This window comes from Streptomyces callyspongiae (genome assembly GCF_047200695.1).
In the GTDB taxonomy this organism is placed as follows: domain Bacteria; phylum Actinomycetota; class Actinomycetes; order Streptomycetales; family Streptomycetaceae; genus Streptomyces.
The window spans coordinates 70,279-92,839 of sequence record NZ_JBJZOM010000018.1 but is presented as its reverse complement, the minus strand read 5'-3'; the positions used below and the strand labels follow the sequence as shown (position 1 = coordinate 92,839).

The following is a 22,561-nucleotide window of genomic DNA, read 5'->3' as shown; positions in this document are numbered from 1 at the left end:
CCCACACGGCCCGCCCCCGTCGGCACCCCCGCCACCGCGCCGCGGCACATGCGGCCCGCCGTCCGCCGTAGGCTGGACCCGTGCTGCTGCTCGCTCTGGACACCGCCACGCCCGCCGTCACCGTCGCCCTCCACGACGGCGACCGCGTGCTCGCCCGCGCCGACCAGGTCGACGCCCGGCGCCACGGGGAGCTCCTGCTGCCCAGCGTCGACCGCGTTCTCCGCGCAGCGGGCCACGAACTCCCCGAGGTGACGCACCTCGTCGCGGGCGTCGGCCCCGGCCCGTACACCGGCCTCCGCGTCGGCCTCGCCACCGCCGAGGCGTTCGGCGCGGCACTCGGCATCCCCGTCCACGGCCTGTGCACCCTGGACGGCCTCGCCCACGCCACCGGCCTGGACACCCCCTTCGTCGTCGCCACCGACGCCCGCCGCAAGGAGGTGTACTGGGCGCGCTACCGCGACGCCCGCACCCGCACCGGCGGACCCGCCGTCGACCGCCCCGCGGACATCGCCGACGCGGTCGCGGGCGTACCGGCGGCCGGCGCCGGCGCACGGCAGTACGCCGACACTTTCACCGGCGTCCGCGAGAACCTGCCGGAACACCAGTCCGCCGCCGCGCTCGCCGCCCTCGCCGTCGAGAAACTCACCGCCGACCCGTCCGGCGCCGGATTCCTCCCGCCGCGCCCGCTGTACCTGCGCCGCCCCGACGCCAAGGTGCCCGCGAACTACAAGGTGGTCACCCCGCGGTGAGCACCCGGCACACCGATCCCTCCGACGCCGCACCCGCCCGCGCCGAGGCTCCCGACGGCACCCCGGAACCCTCGCCGCACGCCTGCACGCTGCGCGAGATGCGCTGGTGGGACATCGCTCCCGTCCTCGGCCTCGAAGCCGCACTCTTCCCGCAGGACGCCTGGACAGCCGGCATGTTCTGGTCCGAACTCGCCCACGCCCGCGGCCCGGGCGCCACCCGCCGCTACCTCGTCGCCGAAGCCGCCGACGGCACCCTCGCCGGATACGGCGGCCTTGCCGCCGTCGACGGCACCGGCGACATCCAGACCATCGGCGTGCTGCCCCGACACGAGGGAACCGGCCTCGGTGCGCGGCTCCTCACCGCCCTCCTGACCGCCGCCGAGGACGACTTCGCCTGCGACGCCGTCCTGCTGGAGGTGCGCGTCGACAACGAGCGCGCCCAGCGCCTCTACCGGCGCTTCGGCTTCGAGACCATCGGCGTCCGCCGCGGCTACTACCAGCCCGGCAACATCGACGCCCACGTGATGCGCCGCCCCACCCCGCGCACGGGGACGGCACACGCGCACGACGACGCGACCCAAGGAAACCGCCATGGCTGACGAGCCCCTTGTCCTCGGCATCGAGACCTCCTGCGACGAAACCGGCGTCGGCGTCGTCCGCGGGCACACCCTGCTCGCCGACGCGGTCGCCTCCAGCGTCGACGAACACGCCCGCTTCGGCGGCGTCGTGCCGGAGGTGGCCAGCCGCGCCCACCTGGAAGCCATGGTTCCCACCGTCGACCGGGCCCTGAAGGAGGCCGGCGTCGCGCCCCGCGACCTCGACGGCGTCGCCGTCACCGCGGGCCCCGGCCTCGCCGGAGCCCTCCTGGTCGGCGTGAGCGCCGCCAAGGCGTACGCGTACGCACTCGGCAAGCCGCTGTACGGCGTCAACCACCTCGCCTCGCACATCTGCGTCGACCAGCTGGAGAACGGCGCACTGCCCGAACCGACGATGGCGCTGCTGGTGAGCGGCGGCCACTCCTCGCTGCTGCTCGCCCCCGACATCACCTCCGACGTACGCCCGCTCGGCTCCACCATCGACGACGCGGCCGGCGAGGCGTTCGACAAGGTCGCCCGCATCCTCCACCTCGGATTCCCCGGCGGCCCCGTCATCGACCGCTACGCCCGGGAGGGAGACCCGCAGGCCATCGCCTTCCCCCGCGGCCTGACCGGACCGCGTGACGCACCGTTCGACTTCTCCTTCTCCGGGCTCAAGACCGCCGTCGCCCGCTGGATCGAGGCCAAGCGCAACGCGGGCGAGGACGTGCCGGTCGCCGACGTCGCCGCGTCCTTCCAGGAGGCCGTCACCGACGTGCTCACCCGCAAGGCCGTCCGGGCCTGCAAGGAACAGGGCGTCGACCACCTGATGATCGGCGGTGGCGTCGCCGCCAACAGCCGGCTGCGTGCCATGGCCCGGGAGCGCTGCGCCGACGCCGGCATCACGCTCCGCGTGCCGCGCCCCAAACTGTGCACCGACAACGGGGCGATGGTGGCCGCCCTCGGTGCGGAGATGGTGGCCCGCGGCCGGGACCACTCCTCCTGGGACCTCCCCGCGGACTCCTCCCTCCCCGTCACCGAGCCGTACGTCCCCGGCTACACCGCCGACACTGCCGACGACCACCCGCACGACCACGACCACGTGCACGAACTGAGCCGGAAGAACCTTTACGCATGACCGTCGCACTGATGTGGGAGGCCAAGGCCCCCGAGGGCCGCGGCCACGACCTGCTGACCTGGACCCGCGGGCAGGTGCTCTCTCCGGCGCCGCTGCGCCGCGAGGCCTACACCGCACCGGGGGAGCGCGTCCTCGTCCTCACCTGGTGGCACGCTCCCTACGATGCGGAGCTGCCCGAGCTCCCCGACCCGCCGGAGGACCTGACGGCCCGCCCGGTGCACCGCTGGCGGTTCGAGCAGGTCCCGCCCCACTGACGGGGGCGGGACCCGGGCGTCGGAGCGACTGCTCCGGAGGCCGGAGGCCGGGGTGAACCCTCCTGCCGTCCGGGCTGCGGGCGTCAGATCAGGCGCTGTCCGTCGCGGCGGGCCTGCAGCCACTCGCGAAGGAACGAACGGCTGATGGTGAACAGGACGACGGCCACGACGGCCGGCCACATGAGGACGTAGACGGTCAGGGCGAGAGTGCTCATGGTTTCCTCCTGGCGGTCACTTGGTGCGGGCGGCAGGCCGGGACGTGGCGTCGGCCTCCGTCGATCCGTCGGAACGGTGAACCGGCTGTCCCTCGGTGGCGTCCTCGCCGGTCGCGCCGTGCGATTCCGCTGCGGCGGCACCGTTGTCGAAGTCGCCGGTGCGGCGGGCGATGACGGCGAAATCGAACCTCTCCGTCCGCCGTACGGACATCGCCCAGCACAGGATGGTGCTGACCGAGTAGGCCACGAGAGAGCCGCACAGCGTTGCGTAGTTGTGCAACTCGCCGAGGGCGAAGGGCGCGGACACGAGCACGGCAAGTGCGCCGACGGCCTTCGCCGCCCTGGTGCCGAAGAAGCCGAACGTCATCAGTCCCAGGACGACCCCGATGCCGATCACGGCGAGTACGTCCACGACGAGTCCGAGGACTCCGTCGGTGGGGAGCCAGCCGAAGCGTACGGGCAGGAACACCGCGAGGGCCGCGAGCACCGACGTGGTGAACGCCCTGCTGGTGACCTTCTCCCAGTAGAAGCTGGCGATCACCGGGAAGACGAGCGCGCCCCACAGCGCACCTACGAACACCAGCAGGTCGAGGATGCTGAGTCGAAGGCTGGCGAAGGCGACGGCGGTCGCCGTCGCCAGCACCATGGTGATCCGCCCGACGAGGAGCATCGTGCGGGGGTCGGCCTTGTCCTTGCCGGCCACGTTCTGGCCGTAGACGTCGGCCATCGTGATCGAGGAGAGCGCGGAGAGATCGGAGTCGGCGGTGGAGGACAGGGCGCCGATGATCATGATGAACAGCACCGCGAGCAGTGCCGGCGGCAGATAGGCGGCGGCCATCTCGGGGATGAGGTTGTTCATGTCGCCGCCACTGGGTTCGAAGCCCAGGTACAGGGCGAGTACGCCGATCATGCCGACGCCGATCACCATGGCGCCGTACCCGACGGTGGCGGTGATGAAGGTCGGTTTGATCAGGCTCTGCTTCACCGCGAAGAGGCGCTGGGCGATGGTCTGGTTGCCGATGGCGTAGGCCAGGACTGCCGCGATGTAGGGGGCGCCCTGCTGCATGAAGGCGTCGCTGGAGAAGAAGTTGCCCTGCTGGGGCGTCAGACGGGATGCACCGCTCTCGAACGCCGCCGGGAAGTCTGCCGCGTAGAAGATGACCGGCACGATGACGATGACTGCTCCGAGCATCGCCACGACCTGCACGAAGTCGGTCAGTACGGAGGCCCGGAAACCGGACCACAGCGTGTAGAGCAGTACGCCGGCCGCCACCGCGAACACACCCTGCAGGAAGGTGAAGGGGGACAGCAAGGAGATCAACACGCCACCGGCGATGAAGTTCGACATCAGGCTGATCAGACTGCCGACCAGGTTGGACCCGGCGAGCATCAACTGGCTCGAGCGCCCGTGGCGCACGTACATGACTTCGGCCAGCGTGTGCGCTTTCGGTGCCACGGCACGGATCCGCTTGCCGAAGGGGTAGATGAAGAGAATCATCAGCGCACCCCAGAGCCCGTAGTGGATGGGGCCGGAGATGCCGTAGGTGTATCCGGACGTCGCGGAGGCGTACATGGACGCCGCCCAGATCCAGGTCGCCGTCATGCTGGCGGCGGAGATTCCGAATCCGATGTTGTTGCCGCCGGTCATGTAGCCGTCGGCGTTCTCGTCCCTCTTCCCGATGCGTGTCGACACCAGGAAGGTTCCTCCGTAGAAGAACACCAGAAGACCGATGATCACCACGGCGCTGAACCGGGCCGTTTCTGCTGTGCCCACGCCACCTCCTTCGACTCGTGGAGCCCGGCTCGGCCGCAGCCAGGCTGGTCGAGCGAGGCATGCGGACACGCCCCGCGCGGTGGACGCAGGGTGAGGCTCCGCCCCGGGCCGACGGTTCGTGGCGTGGCCCGAGGACGTCTGACAAGACCGCAGGCATGTTTCTGCCTGCAAATCCAAGAACCTAACAGCTCGCCCGGTGCTCGAGATGACTCTTCATGGGTGACCCCTCGGAAGGTCTACTATGGGGCAACATGAGCGTTTGCGCAGGATGGTTGCCTATTCATCTTCCGCTTTGGGGGGATTCCCCTTGTCCGCAGTGTCTGATTATCGCTGGTTCTTTACTAGTCGCAATTGCGATGTCAACCGATGGCGCGGGTAGCGGAGATCACCACAGTCCGGCTCCGTGGGTTCGACGACGGAGCGCTTCGCGGACGGACCGCAGAGGTCCAGCAGCGCATGACGTGACGGACCGGCACCGCCTGCAGGGCAGGAACGGGGCCCGTCCGAACCGACATTCAGGACCGTGGCCGGTCGGACGTTCTCACACCGCCCCCGGGCAGCGAAGCGAGGAAGGCGGTGCCCCGCAGGCCGATGATCCAGCCGACGGCACGGGGCGAGACGGGTACGTCCAAGCGCCACCCGCCGGCGAAGCGGATGCCCAGGGTGCCCGAATCGGCTGCGTGAACCTCGGCGACCACCTGATCGAGCAACCGGGGAAGCCGGTCGAGGTTGATCCGTGCGGAGGCGTGGACGGGCAAGGCTTCGCTGCCCGTCTTCAGTTCGGCGGGGCCGTGCACTTCGATCCGGCTCGAACCGGCGTGCAGGCGCAGGGCACGCCCGATGAGCACCTCGTCGATACCGATCCCCCGCATCGCACGGATGTCCCAGCCGTCCTCCAGGCGGTCGATTCCGTTCTCCATGCCGCAAGGCTATGGGCTCAGGTACCGGTCAGCGGCGGAGCGCTTCGGCCGGCTGGATGCGCGAGGCCCGCCAGGACGGGTAGAGGCCGGCCAGGACACCGGTGACGAGGCCGATCACCGGTGCGGCCAGCACCGTCCCCGGATGGACCACCGGGGTCCAGGAGCGGGCCGCGGCCACCGTCACCACGGTGACCACACCCAGCGAGGTGCCGACGAGTCCGCCGAGCGCGCCCAGCGCCCCGGATTCGGTCAGGAACTGCGCCATGACGTGCCGGCCCCGGGCCCCCAGCGCTCGCCGCAGCCCGATCTCGCCGGTGCGTTCCAGCACCGCCACCAGTGTCGTGTTGGCGATGCCGACGGCGCCGATGACCAGACAGATCGCGGCAAGCAGCAGGAAGAGCCGGCGCAGGTCGTCGCCCACTCCCGTCCGCAGCGTCTTCGGGTCGGGCGGCGGTACGGCCTCGAGGAACTCGGGATGGTCGGGCCGCAGCGCGGTGGGCGCCAGTTCGGCCACCTGCTGGGCCGCCCCCAGCTCGGTGGCGACCAGCATCGACGCCCCGCCGCCCTCCGGCGGGCCCCACACCTTCACCGCGGTGGTCCGCGGCACGATCACCGAGAGCAGCAGGTCGGCCTTGCGCTCGGCGCTGTCGATGATGCCGACGACGGTGAACGGCTGGTCGCCGATGAACACGGCGGGCCGGTTCTGCAGCGTGGTGATGCCGAGCCGGGAGGCGACGCCCGATCCGAGGACGGCGACGAACTCGCCGTCCTGGTCCATCCTGCTGTCGTACAGGCGTCCTTGGGCGATCGCGGGCCGTGCCGCTTCCAGCACCCCCGGGGAGGCGGCGACCACGTCGATGTCGGATCCGTGCGTGCCCTCCCCGACCAGCGCGGCCCGGACCCGGGTGTCCGCCCCGGTGCGCACGGGCCAGTACACGCCACCGGCGCGGACCCCGTTCAGTGCGCCGATCCGATCGTCCGCGTCCTCGGGGAACGCGGGCCCGGCGAAGGCGGACTGCTCGTCCGCGACGTCCTCGACCGTCACCTCCGTCGCGGTGAGGGCGTTGAAGCGCCCGTCGATCTGTGAGGACGTGGTCGCGGTCAGGCCGAGGATCGCCACGAAGGTGCCGACGCCGAGGACCGTGCCGAGCGCGGTCAGCACCGAACGGCCGGGACGTTGGAGCATGCCGGCCACAGCCTCGCCCAGCAGGTCCCGCAGCGGCATGACGGACAGCGGTACGGGCCGGGCCGCGCTGCGGCGGGGGCGCAGCAGGTGGCGCAGCCGGGTCATGGTGCCTCCGGTCCGCCCGCGCCGGCCTCGGCGGGCTGTTCGTGCAGGACGCCGTCCCGGATGGCGACGGTGCGGCTGCCGCGCCGGGCGACCTCGGCGTCGTGGGTGATGACCAGCACCGTCATGCCGTCGGTGTGCAGTTCGGTCAGGAGGGTGAGGACGGACGCGGCGTTGGCGGTGTCGAGGTTGCCGGTGGGTTCGTCGCACAGCAGCAGGGCAGGGCGGGACACCAACGCGCGGGCGATCGCGACGCGTTGTCGCTCGCCGCCCGACAGCCGGGTGGGTGGGGCCGTGGCCCGGTACCCGAGACCGACACGCTGCAGCGCCTCCCGGGCGTGTGTACGGCGTGTCCGGCGGCGCACCCCGCTGTGGACGAGGGCCAGTTCGACGTTCTCCTGGGCACTGCGGTGCGGCAGCAGATGGAAGGACTGGAAGACGAATCCGATCCGCCGGCCGCGCAGTGCGGTGCGTTCGGCGTCCTTGAGGTCGGAGGTGTCCAGACCGTCCAGCAGGTATCTGCCGCCGGTGGGGGTGTCGAGCAGGCCCACGATGTTGAGGAAGGTCGACTTGCCGGAACCGGAGGGGCCGACCACGGTCAGGAACTCCCCGCGCCGCACCGTGAGATCGCAGGATCTGAGGGCCGCGACCGGCGGCGGCCCCGGGTAGGTGAGGCCGACCTGTCGGAACTCGATGACGGGTGCGGCCGGTTCGTGTGTCACCGTCACCGCGCGGTTCCGCCCGCTGCCGCCTCCGGGGAGGAGCGCCCGGCGTCGACCCCCGTGACCACCGGGTCGCCGGCCTTCAAGGAGCCTTTCGTCACGGGCTCGACGGCGACGTACCCGTTGCCGCTGGTGCCCGGTCGGACCTCCACTCTGTGCTGCCGCCCGTTCTTCGGTGCCACCGTGACGACGGTGCGCCCGTCGGCGCCCGAGGTGATCGCGGTGACGGGCACGACCAGGGCCTTGGTGCCGGTGGAGGCCGCTTCGATGGTGAGCCGGACGTCCTGGCCGGTGAGTCCGGGCTCCAGCGCCTCGTCCGGGGTGACGCGCACCAAGTAGCCGGACCGGCTGCCGACCGGGCCGGCGGCTTCGCCGCCGGGAGCACTACCGTCTCCGGAGGACTGTCCGGGCAGGGTCATGGTGTCCGCGACCGAGCGCACCTTCCCCGCCGCGGTCGATCCGCTCAGTTCGGAGTGGATCTCCACGGGTTGGCCGGAGCGGAGGAGCCCCTTCTGGTATTCGGGCACGTACGCCTCCACCAGCAGGCGCCCGGACGAGACGGTCATGACGGTCCCGGTCACCCGGTCGCCCACGCGCCCCTGCACCGAGTCCACGTGGGCGGGGAAACTCTTCAGGAACACCACCTCGCCCGCCGGGAGCATCGGGCCGGACCGCGCCTGCAGATCGGCGTACGCCTGCCGCGCGTCGGCGAGGTCCTCCTGCGCGCGGGTGACGGCCTTGTCGCGTCCGTTCCCGCCGTCCGTGCCGGTGCCCGAGGCGTCCTGGGCGTCCTCCAGGGCGCGTTCGGCGTTCGTCACCGTCTCCTCGGCGCTTTCCAGGGCGGCTCCTCCGTCGTCCTGTGCGGGCCGGGGGACGTAGCCGATGGAGGAGTAGAAGGCGGCCAGGGCGTCCTTCGTGCCGGAGCCGAAGGTCCCGTCGGGGTCGCTCCCGGTGCTGTGTCCGAGGTTCCGCAGGGCCTTCTGCAGTTGGCCGACGTCCTTGCCGGTCGCCCCCGGCCGCAGGTCCCGGTACACCGGGACCGTGCCCCGCAGTGCGAACACCGGGCGTCCTGCGACCTCGAGCAGTACCCGGCCTTGTTCCGGTTCGCTTCCGGGCCGTGCCGCGACCTTGGTGATGACCGCTCCGGAGGTCCCGTCGCCGCCCGAGATCTGTGGCGCGACGCCCACCGTCTGCCCGGCGACCACGCGGCCCCTGGTGATCAGGGACGACACCAGTACCCGGTGCTCCACGGGGGCCGTCAGCACGTCCCTGGCGGGCGGGCCGGCCTCGGCCGCCACTTGTGCGGGCGATTTGACGACCAGTGAGGCGCCGAGGCCGCACAGGGCGACCAGCGCGGCGCCGACGGCCACCGCGAAGACCCAGCGGCGCCGCCTCCGCAGTCCGTCGGAGGAGCTCCCAGCCGACTGCGACTCCGGCTCCGGCTCGCCGGTCCGCGCCGTTCCGTCGTCCGTCGCGGCTCCTTCGCCTGTCACGGCCTCACCCTTCCCGGCACGGCGCACCTCCGGCTCCTTCGTTTCCGTCTCCGGGCGTCGCCTCAGCCACCGACGACGGTGTCGCCCGTTCCGGTGCCTTCCGGACGGCAGTCCGAGAGCGCGGCGCGGAGTTCCGGGTTTTCGGGAACGCCCGCGGCGCCCGGGTCGACCTCGCCGGTGCTCGGGTCGGGGTCCGGGTAGTCCTCGAAGCCCTTTTCCCTGACGCAGGCACTGACATCACGCGCCGTCTCGAGGGCCTCCTCGGAGACCGGTGCATCGGGTATCGCGTCGAGCAGCGGCCGGCATTCCTCCTCGGCCGCCATCGCGACGTCCTTGTCGGTGTTCGCGTCCTTGTCCACCCGGATCTGGCCGGGGTTGGGGGTCTCCAGAACGAGGCCGTTGTCCCCGAGGCAGCGGTAGTAGGCGACTTCCTCCGCGCTCACGGTCTCCGACGGGCTCGGGGAGGCTTCGGCGGTCCCGTCGGTGGGGCCGGAGCAGCCGGCCAGTGCGACCGCTGCCAGAACGGCTCCGCAGACGAAAAGAGTGGGGCGCATGCGGCGACTCCTGGAACCACGCACGAGAAGAATGCGGAAGGGCGGGGTGACGTGCCCCGGAGGAAACCGGGCGATGCCTTGTCGCACGGCGGCGGGGAACTTACCAGCGCGTCGCGGTGGCCGCTACTGTCCCTCGCGCCAGTAGACACCCGCCGGACGGCCTGTTGGACTGCGGGCGTTCCTGCTACGGACCACCCACAAATCACCTGGAGATGTGATGTCCGGACGCACGATCCTCCGTCTCGGCAAGCTGGCGGCCGTTGCCGCCGGCACCGCAGGACTGCTGGCCGGCACGGTGACGAGTGCCGCAGCCGACCCCAAGAACGGCGTTCTCGAGACGTACGAGTTCGGCCTGTACTACAACTCTGGAACGGCCGGTTGCGTCTTCGACGTCTACGACAGTGACAGCGACTTCTCGAACGACACCTTCGTCGGAAGCTGCAGCGGTTCGGGCCAGACCACGAACGACAACACCGCTTCCTACTGGAACCGCGACGACGTCTTCGACTACTACGTCTACACGGACGCGAACTACCACGGGTCGTGGGGCACCATTCCGAGCGGCTACTCGGGCAATGCCTCCAGCACCTTCAAGAACGAGATTTCGGCGACGAACAGCTGACGCAACGTTCGGCGCGCCGCCGACCCCCGCCCGGTGCTGCTGCGGTCCCCCTCCGGGAGAGCGGAGGGGGACCGCAGCAGCAAACCCTCTTCCGATTCTCCCGAGGTTCCGCATGTCCTCCTTCTCCGTCCGCCGGGTGGCTCCGGTGCTCGCTGCCGCATGCCTGGCGGTGTTGTCCGCCTGCGCCGGCGAGCCCGCCTCCGACGCGGGCGGTGAACCCGATCTGGGAAGGATTCCGGCCATGCTGGAGACCGAGAACATCGAGTTCCCGCTGAGTGGTTACGCGTCCACCGCCGCGGAACGGCAGAAACTGCGGCGTGCGCAGGACGCCCTGGTGGCGCGGTGCATGTCCCGGTTCGGGTTCTCCTACAGCGCTCCGCGGCGCCCGGCGCCACCGGCGACGGGCAATCGGTACGTCTTCGGTGTGGTCGACAGCAACGAGGTCGCGCAGTACGGCTACCGGAATCCGCAGTCCCTCGACGGCGATCGGGAGCGGCCCGTACGCCCCGCGCTGTCCGGTGCGGAGCGGCTGGTCCTCAGCGGCGCGGACGACGTCGACCCGCAGTCCCTGCCGACGAACCAGGAGGCGGCGCGACGGGAGGGCGGCAGTGACGAGAAGGTCAACGGCCGGACGGTTCCGGTGGGCGGCTGCACCCGCGAGGCGTTTCTGAAGCTGTACGCGCCGAAGTCGAACGCCGTGGACATCATGTACGTCTTCAACCTCAGGAGCGAGGCGGAGTCCCGGACCCGTGCGGACTCCCGCGTGCGGCGGAACGACACGAAGTGGTCGGCGTGCATGGAGAAGGCGGGGTATTCGGTCAGCGATCCGATGGACGCTGCCGCCGAACTCGGTTTCCGCAGCAACGAGGAATTGTCCTCGCCCGCCGCCGTCGCCGCGGCCGGCGCGGACGTCGCGTGCAAGAAGAAGGTCAACCTGGTCGGGGTGCGCTTCGCGGTGACCACCGCGTACCAGGAGCGGCTGATCGACCGGAACGCCGAGACCTTGGCCCTGGCCCGTCGGCAGCACGAGCAGCGGCTGGAACGGGCCGCCGAGCTCCTTTCCTGACGGCGCGGATTCGGCTCGAGGGTCCCTTCGGTCCGCCGTGCCGGGCGTGTGAACATGTCATGTATGCCTGCTGGAGATCCGTCATATGCGAGACGTTTACCCGAACCGCTGGCCGCCGCCCTCGCCCTGACCGGAGAGCTGTCCGACAGGGAGTCCGAGGTCTTCTCCCTGCTGGCGCATGCCCCTTCCTACGAGGAGATGGCCGAGCAGCTCGGCATCAGCCGCCGCACCGTGCGGTTCCACATCGAGAAGATCCGGCACAAGATCGGTCCTCTCCACTACCACCAGCTCTGCGCGGCGTCCTACCTGCAGACGCTCGCCGTCGTTCCGGAGTCGGGCGCGCGGCTCTCCCGCTGACGCCGGCCCAGGGCCGCCGGGCCGCCGAGGCTCCCGGCCGTACCCTCACGGGCACGGCCGGCCGATGAGCATGCTGGGCGCGCCGTCGATCCGGGTCAGGAAGACCGTCGCGGAGTGCGGCCCCTTCGGCTTGACCTTGCGCCGCAACTCCTCGGGTTCGACGGCGGATCCGCGCTTCTTCACCGTGAGCGTGCCCACCTCGCGCTCGCGCAGCAGCGCACGCAGTCGCTTCACGTGGAACGGCAGGGCGTCGGTGATCTCGTACGCGGTGGCGAACCGGGTCGGCGTGCGGGTGTCGGCGGTGATGTAGGCGATCGTCGGATCGAGGAGTCTGCCGTCGAGTTCGGCGGCGATCTCGGCGACGAGGTGGGCGCGGACGACGGCGCCGTCCGGCTCGTACAGGTAGCGGCCCACCGGGCCCACGGGCGGCGGGTCCGCCGTACCGCCGGCGAGCGTGTCCCCCGCGGGCAGCAGCGTGGCGCGGACGCGTGCCGCCGAGGGGTCGCCGAACCAGAGGACGGCCTCCTTGACGTCGCCGCGGTGGGATACCCATTCGGCGGCGGCGTCCTCGGGGACGGCCTCGTGCGGAATGCCGGGGGCCACCTTGAGCGCCGCGTACCGGCGGCTGCGGGCCGTGCGGATCGCCCGGCTGAGCGGGGGCGAGTACGCCTCCGGGTCGAAGATGCGGGCCCGGCCGCGCCCGCGCCCGCCGCGCCGCGCCGGGTCCACGAACACCGCGTCGCAGTCGTCGAGATCGGCCGCGCCGAGTTGTTCGATGTCCTCGCAGCGCACGTGGATCAGGTCTCCGAGGCCGAGGGCGTCCGCGTTGGCGCGGGCCACGGCGCAGGTCAGCGGATCCCGGTCGACGGCTCGCACCCGGATGCCGCGGCGGGCGAGGGCGAGCGCGTCGCCGCCGATGCCGCACCCGAGGTCGGCGACGTGGTGGGCGCCGAGTGCGGCGAAGCGGGCGGCCCGGTGGTCCGCGACGGCCGTGCGGGTGGCCTGTTCCAGCCCGTTCGGCGTGAAGTACAGGTGGGCGGCGTCCTCGCCGAACTTGGCGGCCGCGCGCTGCCGCAGCCGTGCCTGTGCGAGCGCCGCGGTCACCAGTGCTGCCGGGTGGCTGCGCCGCAGGCGGGTGGCGACGGCCAGTTCGTCCGCCGGGTCGTAGTCGCGCAGTCCGTCCAGCAGCATCGCCCCTTCGGGTGTCAGGAGTGCGGCGAAGGCGGCTGCCGCGTCGTCGGGCGCGGACGGGTCGTCAGGCGTGTCGGGGGTGTCGGGTACGGCCACACGGCTCATTCTCCCTGCCGCTCCGGAACGTCGCCCGGGCCGCCCCGGCTCTCGGTGGCACGATCCGGCGTTATGCGTGTAGTACTACAAAAAGGAAATAAGACCGATCGGTTCACCTGGTCGGCTCTGGCCTTCTCCGCGCTCGCGCTGCTCGCCGCCCTCGCCCCGCAGAAGGGACCGAGCGGCGAGTCCCGGCCCGAGCCCGCCGCTCCGCAGGCCGCACGTGCTCCGCTGCCGGCGGGCGGCGGCCCTGCGGCACCGACCACCTCGTTCGCCTCCGGGCGCCCCTCCGGCGCGGACCTCCGCGCCGCAGGCAGCCGGAGCACCGGGCAGCACGGCGGAGCCGCCCGCCCGGGCGAGCCCCGCGTCCTGCACGGGCACGCCGCCGCTCCCGCACTCGCCCTGTCCGCCGCAGTCGGACCGGCGGCCCGCGCCCGCGCCCGGAGCACCGCCGACGCGCTCGACGCCTACGCCGACCGCCTCGCGCGCCGTGTCGCCGCGTTCCGCGCATGGGGCCTGAAGAAGCCCCCGCCCTTCGCCCCGGACCCTCCCGCGCTGAAACCGCGCGTCCGCGGGGCGCGCGTCGTCGGCAGCGTCCCGACCGACGACCGCGTCGTCTTCCTGACCATCGACGACGGAGCGCGCAAGAGCCGGGAGTTCCTGCAGATGGTCGACGACCTCGACATCCCCGTGACCTCGTTCCTGACCGACGAGGAGGTCGAACCCGGCGTCGGCTACGACTACTTCCGCGCCCTGGCCGACGCGGGCGGCACCACGCAGAACCACACGCTGCACCACCCCTACCTGCCGGGACTCGGCCACCGGGCGCAGCGCCGCGAGATCTGCGGCCAGCAGGACCGCATCCAGGAGGAGCTGGGCGGTCCGCAGCCCCGCCTCTTCCGCCCGCCCTACGGCTCCTACGACCGGGCCACGCTGCGCGCCGCCCGGGCCTGCGGCATCGACGCGGTGGTGCTCTGGGGCATGGAGGCATGGGCCGACCGCATCGACTTCCAGGAACCGGGGAACCGGCTCTACCCCGGGGCGATCATCCTCACGCACTACCGGGGCCCCGCCTCCTGGGGCGACGGCGGCACCATGGCCGACATGCTCCGCAGGGTGCTCCGGCTGGCGGCCGACCAGGGATACGCCGTGGCACGCCTGGAGGACTACCTCTGAGTCGCGGAACGGCCTGCGCTCCACCGCCCCGCCGTACGCTCCACCGACCCTGCAGGGCCCGCTCCGCGCCCGGGGAAGGGGAGAGCCCGCCGGGGACGGGCTCCGGGAAAGCGCTCAACGGGCGTTTCCCCGGCGGACACACGCCCGTGGACCGGGGCACGCCCGCGGGCGCCACAACGGCCGTATGAGAGTCGTCATCGTCACCGAGTCCTATCCGCCGGACGTCAACGGCGTGGCCCACACCACCTGGCAGACCGCCTCCCACCTGGCACGCGCCGGGCACGAACCGCTGGTCGTCGCACCGGCGCCGCCGCCGGGTTCCCGCGTCCGCGCCGACGGCCCCGCCCCGGTGGTGTCCGTGCCGTCCCTCCCCCTCCCCGGCTATGCCCAGGTCCGGGTGGCGCTCCCCAGCCGCCGCCTCTCCGCGGCCGTCGCGCGGCACCGTCCGGACGTCGTGCACCTGGCGAGCCCGTTCGTCCTCGGCGCGCGCGGCATCGCCGCCGCCGTCCGTGCGGGTGTGCCCAGCGTCGCCGTCTACCAGACCGACCTGGCCGGCTACGCCCGCACCTACCTCGGCGCCGGTGAGGGCGCCGCCTGGCGCCGGATGCGTACGGTGCACCGGGCCGCCGATCTCACCCTCGCCCCGTCGACCGCCTCGCTGCGGGAACTCGCCGACCACGGCATACCCCGGGTGCGGCTGTGGCCGCGCGGTGTCGACACCGAAAGGTTCACGCCCGCCCGCCGCGACGAGGAGCTGCGGCGCTCCCTGGCGCCCGACGGGGAACTGCTCGTGGGCTACGTGGGGCGCCTCGCCCCGGAGAAGCGGGTGCACCTCCTCTCGGCCGCCGGAGCACTTCCGGGGGTGCGGCCCGTGGTGGTCGGTGACGGGCCGAGCGAGCCCTCGCTCCGTGCGGCGCTGCCCGGCGCCCACTTCCTCGGCCGCCGCACCGGAACCGACCTCGCCCGGATCTTCGCCTCGCTCGACGTCTTCGTCCACACCGGTCCGTTCGAGACCTTCTGCCAGACCGTGCAGGAGGCGCAGGCCAGTGGTGTCCCGGTGGTCGCCCCGGCCGCGGGCGGCCCGCTCGACCTCGTCGACCACGGCCGGACGGGCCTGCTGGTGCCCCCGCAGGACGCCGTCGCGGTGCGGGACGCGGTGGCCGCTCTCGCCGGGCACACGGCGCTCCGCGACCGGATGGGCGCCGCCGGGCTCGAGGCCGTCGCGGACCGCGGCTGGCGGGCCGTCGGCGAGCGCCTGGTCGGGTACTACGAGGAGGTGCTCGCCGCCCGGAGGCAGGTGGCGGCATGAGGCTGCGCGCCGAGCGCGGGCTCTTGGGCGGCCTTCCGGGGCCTGCGCCGACGGCGGGGGCACGGGCGGGGACACTCCGTGTTTTGGCACTCTGGTTGACGGAGTGCTAACCGCGGCATAATCTCAGTTCTGGCACTCTCCACAGGTGAGTGCCAACCGAAGCGACGGGCAGATCCGGCACCCGCGACGACGGGTCTACCAGGTCGCCACCCCAGACATTCATCACCCCGTTGAGAACTCCGAAGGGGGAGGTCGGATCGTGACGACCGCCACCAGCTCCAAGGTTGCCATCAAGCCGCTCGAGGACCGCATCGTGGTCCAGCCGCTCGACGCCGAGCAGACCACCGCGTCGGGTCTGGTCATCCCGGACACTGCCAAGGAGAAGCCCCAGGAGGGCACCGTCCTGGCCGTCGGCCCGGGCCGCTTCGAGGAGGGCAACCGCCTGCCGCTCGACGTCTCCGTCGGCGACGTCGTGCTCTACAGCAAGTACGGCGGCACCGAGGTGAAGTACAACGGCGAGGAGTACCTCGTCCTCTCGGCCCGCGACGTTCTCGCGATCGTCGAGAAGTAAGCACCTCCAGCAAGCTCCGAAAGCAGAAGAACGCTTTCGATCCGTGCCCCGGTACCCGTCACGCCTGAACTGCCGGGACCGGGGCGCGGTTCGTTCGAGAGGACCCCAAAGCTCCCATGGCCAAGATCCTGAAGTTCGACGAGGACGCCCGTCGCGCCCTCGAGCGCGGCGTCAACCAGCTCGCCGACACCGTCAAGGTGACGATCGGCCCCAAGGGCCGCAACGTCGTCATCGACAAGAAGTTCGGCGCCCCGACCATCACCAACGACGGCGTGACCATCGCCCGCGAGGTCGAGGCCGAGGACCCGTACGAGAACCTGGGCGCCCAGCTCGTGAAGGAGGTGGCGACCAAGACCAACGACATCGCGGGTGACGGCACCACCACCGCCACCGTGCTCGCGCAGGCGCTGGTCCGCGAGGGCCTGCGCAACGTCGCCGCCGGCGCCTCCCCGGCCGCTCTCAAGCGCGGCATCGACGCCGCCGTGAAGGCCGTCGCCGACGACCTGTCGGGCATCGCCCGCCCGATCGACTCCAAGGAGGACATCGCCGCGGTCGCCGCGCTGTCCGCCCAGGACAAGCAGGTCGGCGAACTCATCGCCGAGGCGATGGACAAGGTCGGCAAGGACGGCGTCATCACCGTCGAGGAGTCGCAGACCTTCGGCCTGGAGCTGGACTTCACCGAGGGCATGGCCTTCGACAAGGGCTACCTGTCGCCCTACATGGTCACCGACCAGGAGCGTATGGAGGCCGTCCTCGACGACCCGTACATCCTGATCCACCAGGGCAAGATCAGCTCCATCCAGGACCTGCTGCCGCTGCTCGAGAAGATCATGCAGGCCGGCAACAGCTCCAAGCCGCTGCTGATCATCGCCGAGGACGTCGAGGGCGAGGCGCTCTCCACCCTGGTCGTCAACAAGATCCGCGGCACCTTCAACGCCGTCGCCGTGAAGGCCCCCGGCTTCGGTGACCGCCGCAAGGCCATGCTCGGCGACATGGCGACCCTCACCGGCGCCACCGTCATCGCCGAGGAGGTCGGCCTCAAGCTCGACCAGGCCGGTCTGGAGGTGCTGGGCTCCGCCCGCCGCGTCACTGTCACCAAGGACGACACCACGATCGTCGACGGTGCCGGCAACTCGGAGGACGTCCAGGGCCGCGTCGCCCAGATCAAGTCCGAGATCGAGACCACGGACTCCGACTGGGACCGCGAGAAGCTGCAGGAGCGCCTGGCCAAGCTGGCCGGCGGTGTCTGCGTGATCCGCGTCGGTGCGGCCACCGAGGTGGAGCTCAAGGAGAAGAAGCACCGCCTGGAGGACGCCATCTCCGCGACCCGCGCCGCGGTCGAGGAGGGCATCGTCTCCGGTGGTGGCTCCGCTCTCGTCCACGCCACCAAGGTGCTGGAGGACTCGCTCGGCAAGAGCGACGACGAGGCCACCGGTGTCGCCGTCGTCCGCCGCGCGCTCGTCGAGCCGCTGCGCTGGATCGCCGAGAACGCCGGCCTCGAGGGCTACGTCATCACCTCCAAGGTCTCCGAGCTCGACAAGGGCCAGGGCTTCAACGCCGCGACCGGGGAGTACGGCGACCTGGTGAAGGCCGGCGTCATCGACCCGGTCAAGGTCACCCGCTCCGCGCTGGAGAACGCGGCGTCCATCGCCTCGCTGCTGCTCACGACCGAGACGCTGGTCGTCGAGAAGCCGGCCGAGGAGGAAGAGGCCGCCGGCGGCCACGGCCACGGTCACGCGCACTGACCTCACGGCACGGTCCGGGGCCGCGCAGTCCGCGCGGCCCCGGGACACCGAGGCCCGGCCCACCCCTGCGGGGGCGGGTCGGGCCTCGCCCGTCGGCCCGCGCGGGGCTGGTCCCGCTGCCGAGGACCGCTCCCGTGTGCTTCGGTCTCCCGCTCGTCAGGCCCCGGCGCCGACGCCGAGCTCCCGCAGGAGCCGCGGCATGTCGTAGTGCCACCAGCCTTCCTTGATCCGCCCGTCCTCGAACCGGAACACGGTGGTGCCCGTCATGGTGACCGTCCGGCCGGTGGGGGCGAGGCCCATGAAGTCGCCCTGGTGCGTTCCCCGCCACGTCCAGCAGGTGACGACGGTGTCGCCCTCCGCGATCTGCGCGTCCAGGGTGAAGTCGAAGTCGAAGGCCCGACGCCACCGGGTGACGTCCTCCTTCATCACGGCGGAACCGGTCGTCGACTCCGTCTCGTGCGAGATGTCGTGGTCGATGTAGTCGTCCGCGAAGATCTCGTCCACGACGGCGAGTTCCCCGCGGGCCCCGACCTCGTCGAAGACGCGCCGGCAGGTCTCCTTCAGGAACCTCTCGTCCCGCACCACGTCCAGATCGGTGAACTCCGGGATGCGGTCGCACAGCGCGACCATCTCCTGGTACAGCTGATCGGTCTCCGGGAGCTGCGAGTTGCGCATCGCCTCCTCGTAGGAGGGGAACTCGACGATCTCGATGTAGTGCGCGCCGTCGGACCGGTCGCGGCCTATCGTCTCGTGGGTCGCCGTCCGTTTGCCCTTCGTCTGCGCGGCCCACCGGTCCATCAGCCGGTCCATCTCCTCGAACCGGTCGGTCCGGCAGTCGATCATCTGCATGAATGTCATGGCGCCTCCCGCCCATGGCCCGGACCCCGCGGACCTGGCCCGGGGGCCTCGTCGACGAGTCGTCCCGGTGCCGAGGAAGAGAGACGGACGCCGGCGGCGGCCCTTTTTCTCCACCCTACGACGCATTTCTCCCGTGCTCACGTGCTCAATCGGGGCCGTAGCGGCGGCCCGTGGTCGAAGTCGCACGGGAGAGCAGTCGGCGCGGTGCCAGCTTCGTCAGTCCCAGCAGCGCCTTGTAGCGGGGATCGGGGACGGACAGGGTGCGGCCGCGCGCCAGGTCCGCGAGCGCCGCTTCGACCACGTCCGGAGCCTCCAGCCACATCCACCGCGGGATGTTGCCCGTGCCCATGCCGGCCCGCTGGTGGAACTCGGTGCGCACGAAGCCCGGGCACAGCGCCATCAGCCGCACGCCCGATCCGGCGGCGTCCGCCGCCACGCCCTGGGTGAACTGGGTGATCCACGCCTTCGACGCGCCGTAGGTACCCCGCGGCACGAACGCGGCCACCGAGGCCACGTTGATCACACCGCCCCGTCCGCGGGTGCGCATCGCCGTCACGGCGGCGGCCGTGGAGCGCAGCACCGCCTCGCAGTGGACCCGCAGCATGGCCAGCTCCTCGGACATCGGAACGTCGAGGAACCGCCCCTTGGCGCCGAAGCCCGCGTTGTTGACCAGCAGGTCCACGGGGTCGTCGGCGGCGCCGACGCGGTCCTCCAGCGCCGCGATGCCCTGCTCCGTGGCCAGGTCGGCGGTGAGCACGGAGACCTCCACGCCGTGCCGGTCGTGGAGGTCGGTCGCCTGCGCGTGCATCCGCTCGGTGTTCCGGGCGGCCAGGACCAGGTGGTGCCCGTCCCGTGCCAGCCGTTCGGCGAACGCGGCACCGAGGCCCGCGCTCGCGCCGGTGATCAGTGCGGTCGTCATGGCCGCACGCTACTACCCCGCTGATGCGCCTCCGGAGCGGCGCAGAGCCGTCTCCCGCGCCTCCGGGTCCAGCGGGTCGCCGGCGTCGAGCAGCTGGGGCAGGAGCTCGGGTTCCAGGGTCAGCGCCCGGAAGAGGAAGGAGACGGTGATGTGGTGTGCGGGGCGGTGGACCACGGCGATCGGGTCGCCCGCACGGATGTCGCCGGGCTCGATCACCCGCAGGTACGCGCCGGGCGCCGCACGCCGCGTGAAGGTCCTGACCCAGCCCGGTTCGCCGAGCCGGCCGGCGAACGTCCGGCAGGGGATCCGGGCGCTCGCGACCTCGAGCACCACGTCCGGCCCGATGCGCCAGCGCTCGCCGATGCGGGCGCCGTTCACGTCGAGTCCGGAGGTGGTGAGGTTCTCGCCGAAGACGCCGTCGGGCAGTTCCCTGCGGAGTTCGCGCGCCCATTCGTCCAGGTCCTCCCGGGCGAAGGCGTAGACGGCCTGGTGGTCACCCCCGTGATGGCGCATGTCGCCGATGGTGTCGCCGCTCAGGCCGCTGCCACCGGTGCCTTTGGGGCCGGGCGCGGCAACCGCGACCGGCCCGTCGGCGGGTCGTTTGTCGATGCCGGTGAGGTTTCCGGGAGCATCGGTGTAGTCCGCTGCGAGCGGCCGGGCGAGGTTCACGGACAGCAACTTCATGGCGGCACGCTAGCCGTCCCTGTGCCGTCCGGCACCCGAGTTCCGCCGCCTCGGGAGCGAATCGTTTCTGCTATCCACTGCTCGCCGATGACGTCGCCACCATCCGATGGCGGGCCCTTCCCATGAGCTCCTCTCGTTCGTCCTCGGTCAAGCCGCCCCACACGCCGTACGGCTCCCGCACCGTCAGTGCGTGGGCCGCACACTCGGAGCGCACGGGGCAGCGCATGCAGACCTCTTTCGCGGATGCCTCACGCGCACTGCGGGCGGCTCCCCGTTCTCCTTCCGGGTGGAAGAAGAGGGAGCTGTCGACGCCGCGGCAGGCGGCAAGCAGCTGCCAGTCCCACAGGTCGGCGTTCGGGCCCGGGAGGCGGGAGAAATCTGCCATTGCGTGTCCCCTCAGTGGCGTACTGCGACTGATGTGTCACTCATCGGTAAATATGATCCCTTGCCGAATCTACTGATTACCCACTCGAAGCAGAAGAAATCCCGACCAAATAGGGCATTAGTGAACAAGACCGCGCGGCGCTCCCGGGTGTACCCGGGCGTATCCGTACACTCACGTAGAGTGTCGAAGGCGGCTGCCGCAGCCCGTAACCCTTTTGGGTGACCGTCGTTGAGAGTGCGGAGGCGGTCGACGCGAACGCCGGGTACGGAAGGTGCCCGCGGTGTCGATCGCACACAGGTGACGTCTTGCAACAGCCTGGAGGCTCAAGGTGATGCGCATCAGTTGCGGAGGGTGGTCATGACTTCCGTCCTCGTCTGCGACGACTCCCCGCTTGCCCGAGAGGCGCTCCGCCGCGCGGTCGCGACCGTGCCCGGCGTCGAGCGCGTGACGACGGCTGCCAACGGCGAGGAAGTCCTCCGCCGCTGGGGGGCCGACCGCTCCGACCTCATTCTCATGGATGTCCGGATGCCCGGTCTGGGAGGTGTGGAGACCGTGCGGCGGCTGCTGTCCGCCGATCCCGGTGCCCGCATCATCATGCTGACCGTGGCGGAGGACCTGGACGGCGTGGCGCTGGCCGTCGCGGCCGGCGCCCGCGGATACCTGCACAAGGACGCCTCGCGCGCCGAGCTGCGGGCCACCGTCACCCAGGCCCTCGCCGACCCGACCTGGCGCCTCGCTCCCCGGCGCCTGCGGTCCGCGGAGATGGGCGCCGCGCCGACCCTCACCGCTCGTGAGATCCAGGTGCTGGAGGGGATGAGCCATGGCCGGTCCAACGCCGAGATCGGCCGGGAGCTCTTCCTCTCGGAGGACACGGTCAAGACGCACGCCCGACGGCTGTTCAAGAAGCTGGGTGCCTCGGACCGCGCTCACGCCGTCGCGCTCGGATTCCGCTGGGGCCTGGTGCGTTAGCTCACCCGGGTGCCGGACGGCCACGACGCCCGACCGCTCCGCGTTCCCGCAGGCCGCGCACGTCGCCACCGTGCCCCCGGCCCCCGGCGCACCCTTCGTGCCGCCGGGGTCCGGGGGAGGGGCGGCGACGGGGCCCGTCGGAAAAACTCGCGCGTGCCGCATGCTTGAGGTATGGAGTTCCTCGGGGATCGGCCCACCAGGCGTGAGGGGAGGGCACGGGACGTGACGGCGAGTGCGCCCGCCCACAGCGGTCATAACGCTTCTGTGCAGAACCGGGACCGCGATGCGGCGAAACGCTCGGGCCCGATGCACCATGGACCGATGCGCGACGACGAGCACTCGCCGGTCGGCGCCCTCGTCCAACGCGCCGTCGAGGGGGACGAGCAGGCCACCCACGACCTTCTCGCCCACGTGCATCCCCTTGCGCTGCGCTACTGCCGTACCCGGCTGACCAGGCTTCCCGGCGACGCCCGCCATTTCGTGGACGACCTGGCGCAGGAGGTGTGCCTGGCGGTGCTGTGCGCCCTGCCGCGCTACAAGGACACCGGGAAACCCTTCGACGCCTTTGTCATGGGCATCGCCCAGCACAAGGTGGCCGACCTGCAGCGGGCGGCGATGCGCCGTCCCGGCAGCACCGCCGTCCCCTCCGACGAGATGCCGGAGCAGCCCGACGACTCGCTCGGTCCGGAGGAGCGGGCGCTGCTGAGCAGCGACGCCGAATGGGCGAAGAAGCTGCTCGCCAACCTGCCGCAGCACCAGCGGGAACTGGTGCTGCTACGGGTCGCGGTCGGCCTGTCGGCCGAGGAGACCGGGCAGATGCTCGGCATGTCCCCCGGCGCGGTGCGCGTGGCGCAGCACCGGGCGCTCAGCAGACTCCGCGCGCTGGCCGAGCAGTAGCTCCGGGCCGGACGGGTGGACGGGAGAGCCGTCC

The 22,561-nt window shown here is 71.7% G+C and carries 25 protein-coding genes; 13 read left to right on the top strand and 12 right to left on the bottom strand.

Annotated elements, in window-relative coordinates; genetic code table 11:
• Positions 1–80: 80 nt before the first annotated feature.
• The 4 genes from tsaB (at position 81) to ACL06G_RS17815 (ending at position 2,716) form a co-directional block, all read left to right on the top strand.
• A complete protein-coding gene (gene tsaB, locus ACL06G_RS17830) occupies positions 81–749 on the top strand; it encodes a tRNA (adenosine(37)-N6)-threonylcarbamoyltransferase complex dimerization subunit type 1 TsaB (protein ID WP_412836309.1) in 669 nt (222 codons plus the stop codon).
• Positions 750–847: 98 nt separating this feature from the next.
• A complete protein-coding gene (gene rimI / locus ACL06G_RS17825; RefSeq protein WP_412787021.1) occupies positions 848–1,348 on the top strand; it encodes a ribosomal protein S18-alanine N-acetyltransferase in 501 nt (166 codons plus the stop codon).
• On the top strand, positions 1,341–2,462 hold the full coding sequence (gene tsaD / locus ACL06G_RS17820; RefSeq protein ID WP_412786946.1) for a tRNA (adenosine(37)-N6)-threonylcarbamoyltransferase complex transferase subunit TsaD: 1,122 nt from the start codon (positions 1,341–1,343) through the stop codon (positions 2,460–2,462). The genes rimI and tsaD overlap by 8 nt, the downstream gene beginning before the upstream one ends.
• Positions 2,459–2,716, top strand: a complete 258-nt coding sequence (locus tag ACL06G_RS17815; protein ID WP_412786947.1) for a hypothetical protein — start codon at positions 2,459–2,461, stop codon at positions 2,714–2,716. Before tsaD ends, ACL06G_RS17815 begins: the two co-directional genes overlap by 4 nt.
• Positions 2,717–2,799: 83 nt before the next feature.
• Here ACL06G_RS17815 and ACL06G_RS17810 read toward each other — a convergent pair whose 3' ends face one another.
• The 7 genes from ACL06G_RS17810 to ACL06G_RS17780 all read right to left on the bottom strand — a co-directional run bounded on the left by ACL06G_RS17810 (position 2,800) and on the right by ACL06G_RS17780 (position 9,682).
• Complete coding sequence (locus ACL06G_RS17810; RefSeq protein ID WP_412786948.1) at positions 2,800–2,931, bottom strand: putative transporter small subunit; 132 nt, start codon at positions 2,929–2,931, stop codon at positions 2,800–2,802.
• Positions 2,932–2,947: 16 nt separating this feature from the next.
• The gene (locus ACL06G_RS17805; RefSeq protein ID WP_412786949.1) at positions 2,948–4,705 is read right to left on the bottom strand and encodes a sodium:solute symporter family protein; all 1,758 of its coding nucleotides are present in this window, start codon (positions 4,703–4,705) and stop codon (positions 2,948–2,950) included.
• A gap of 515 nt (positions 4,706–5,220) precedes the next feature.
• A complete protein-coding gene (locus ACL06G_RS17800) occupies positions 5,221–5,625 on the bottom strand; it encodes a DUF6188 family protein (RefSeq protein WP_412786950.1) in 405 nt (134 codons plus the stop codon).
• A 28-nt stretch (positions 5,626–5,653) separates the two neighbouring features.
• On the bottom strand, positions 5,654–6,916 hold the full coding sequence (locus ACL06G_RS17795) for an ABC transporter permease (protein ID WP_412836308.1): 1,263 nt from the start codon (positions 6,914–6,916) through the stop codon (positions 5,654–5,656).
• Positions 6,913–7,641 (bottom strand): ABC transporter ATP-binding protein, encoded by a 729-nt coding sequence (locus ACL06G_RS17790; RefSeq protein ID WP_412836307.1) that lies wholly within the window; start codon positions 7,639–7,641, stop codon positions 6,913–6,915. The genes ACL06G_RS17795 and ACL06G_RS17790 overlap by 4 nt, the downstream gene beginning before the upstream one ends.
• Positions 7,638–9,128: a peptidoglycan-binding protein gene (locus ACL06G_RS17785; protein ID WP_412786953.1), complete on the bottom strand. Its 1,491-nt coding sequence runs from the start codon at positions 9,126–9,128 to the stop codon at positions 7,638–7,640. Before ACL06G_RS17785 ends, ACL06G_RS17790 begins: the two co-directional genes overlap by 4 nt.
• Positions 9,129–9,190: 62 nt before the next feature.
• Entirely contained in the window at positions 9,191–9,682 is a 492-nt protein-coding gene (locus ACL06G_RS17780; protein ID WP_412786954.1) for a hypothetical protein, read from the bottom strand.
• A gap of 217 nt (positions 9,683–9,899) precedes the next feature.
• Here ACL06G_RS17780 and ACL06G_RS17775 point away from each other — a divergent pair, with 217 nt between their 5' ends.
• From ACL06G_RS17775 to ACL06G_RS17765, 3 genes are all read left to right on the top strand, one after another.
• Positions 9,900–10,304, top strand: a complete 405-nt coding sequence (locus ACL06G_RS17775; RefSeq protein WP_412786955.1) for a peptidase inhibitor family I36 protein — start codon at positions 9,900–9,902, stop codon at positions 10,302–10,304.
• A gap of 112 nt (positions 10,305–10,416) precedes the next feature.
• Entirely contained in the window at positions 10,417–11,370 is a 954-nt protein-coding gene (locus ACL06G_RS17770) for a hypothetical protein (protein ID WP_412786956.1), read from the top strand.
• A gap of 63 nt (positions 11,371–11,433) precedes the next feature.
• Positions 11,434–11,727: a helix-turn-helix domain-containing protein gene (locus tag ACL06G_RS17765; RefSeq protein ID WP_412786957.1), complete on the top strand. Its 294-nt coding sequence runs from the start codon at positions 11,434–11,436 to the stop codon at positions 11,725–11,727.
• A gap of 45 nt (positions 11,728–11,772) precedes the next feature.
• On the opposite strand, the gene ACL06G_RS17760 is transcribed toward ACL06G_RS17765, so the two are convergent.
• Positions 11,773–13,023, bottom strand: coding sequence for a class I SAM-dependent methyltransferase (locus ACL06G_RS17760; protein WP_412836306.1), 1,251 nt, complete (start codon positions 13,021–13,023; stop codon positions 11,773–11,775).
• A 63-nt stretch (positions 13,024–13,086) separates the two neighbouring features.
• On the opposite strand from ACL06G_RS17760, the gene ACL06G_RS17755 reads away from it, so the two are divergent.
• From ACL06G_RS17755 to groL, 4 genes are all read left to right on the top strand, one after another.
• Complete coding sequence (locus tag ACL06G_RS17755) at positions 13,087–14,190, top strand: polysaccharide deacetylase family protein (protein WP_412786959.1); 1,104 nt, start codon at positions 13,087–13,089, stop codon at positions 14,188–14,190.
• 184 nt (positions 14,191–14,374) lie between these two features.
• Positions 14,375–15,499, top strand: a complete 1,125-nt coding sequence (locus tag ACL06G_RS17750; RefSeq protein WP_412786960.1) for a glycosyltransferase family 4 protein — start codon at positions 14,375–14,377, stop codon at positions 15,497–15,499.
• 259 nt (positions 15,500–15,758) lie between these two features.
• Complete coding sequence (gene groES, locus ACL06G_RS17745) at positions 15,759–16,070, top strand: co-chaperone GroES (protein WP_412786961.1); 312 nt, start codon at positions 15,759–15,761, stop codon at positions 16,068–16,070.
• A gap of 116 nt (positions 16,071–16,186) precedes the next feature.
• Positions 16,187–17,815 carry a chaperonin GroEL gene (gene groL, locus ACL06G_RS17740; RefSeq protein ID WP_412786962.1) on the top strand — a complete coding sequence of 543 codons (1,629 nt, stop codon included), beginning with the start codon at positions 16,187–16,189 and terminating at the stop codon, positions 17,813–17,815.
• Positions 17,816–17,971: 156 nt separating this feature from the next.
• Here groL and ACL06G_RS17735 read toward each other — a convergent pair whose 3' ends face one another.
• The 4 genes from ACL06G_RS17735 to ACL06G_RS17720 all read right to left on the bottom strand — a co-directional run bounded on the left by ACL06G_RS17735 (position 17,972) and on the right by ACL06G_RS17720 (position 20,661).
• A complete protein-coding gene (locus ACL06G_RS17735) occupies positions 17,972–18,673 on the bottom strand; it encodes an ester cyclase (protein ID WP_412786963.1) in 702 nt (233 codons plus the stop codon).
• A gap of 145 nt (positions 18,674–18,818) precedes the next feature.
• Positions 18,819–19,592, bottom strand: coding sequence for an SDR family NAD(P)-dependent oxidoreductase (locus ACL06G_RS17730; protein ID WP_412786964.1), 774 nt, complete (start codon positions 19,590–19,592; stop codon positions 18,819–18,821).
• Positions 19,593–19,604: 12 nt separating this feature from the next.
• Positions 19,605–20,276, bottom strand: a complete 672-nt coding sequence (locus ACL06G_RS17725) for an MOSC domain-containing protein (protein WP_412786965.1) — start codon at positions 20,274–20,276, stop codon at positions 19,605–19,607.
• Positions 20,277–20,346: 70 nt separating this feature from the next.
• Complete coding sequence (locus ACL06G_RS17720; RefSeq protein WP_412786966.1) at positions 20,347–20,661, bottom strand: WhiB family transcriptional regulator; 315 nt, start codon at positions 20,659–20,661, stop codon at positions 20,347–20,349.
• Positions 20,662–21,018: 357 nt separating this feature from the next.
• Here ACL06G_RS17720 and ACL06G_RS17715 point away from each other — a divergent pair, with 357 nt between their 5' ends.
• Together ACL06G_RS17715 and ACL06G_RS17710 are read left to right on the top strand one after the other, a co-directional pair.
• Entirely contained in the window at positions 21,019–21,630 is a 612-nt protein-coding gene (locus ACL06G_RS17715) for a response regulator transcription factor (RefSeq protein ID WP_003948568.1), read from the top strand.
• Between the two features lie 321 nt (positions 21,631–21,951).
• Positions 21,952–22,527 carry a sigma-70 family RNA polymerase sigma factor gene (locus tag ACL06G_RS17710; RefSeq protein ID WP_412786967.1) on the top strand — a complete coding sequence of 192 codons (576 nt, stop codon included), beginning with the start codon at positions 21,952–21,954 and terminating at the stop codon, positions 22,525–22,527.
• Positions 22,528–22,561: the final 34 nt, after the last annotated feature.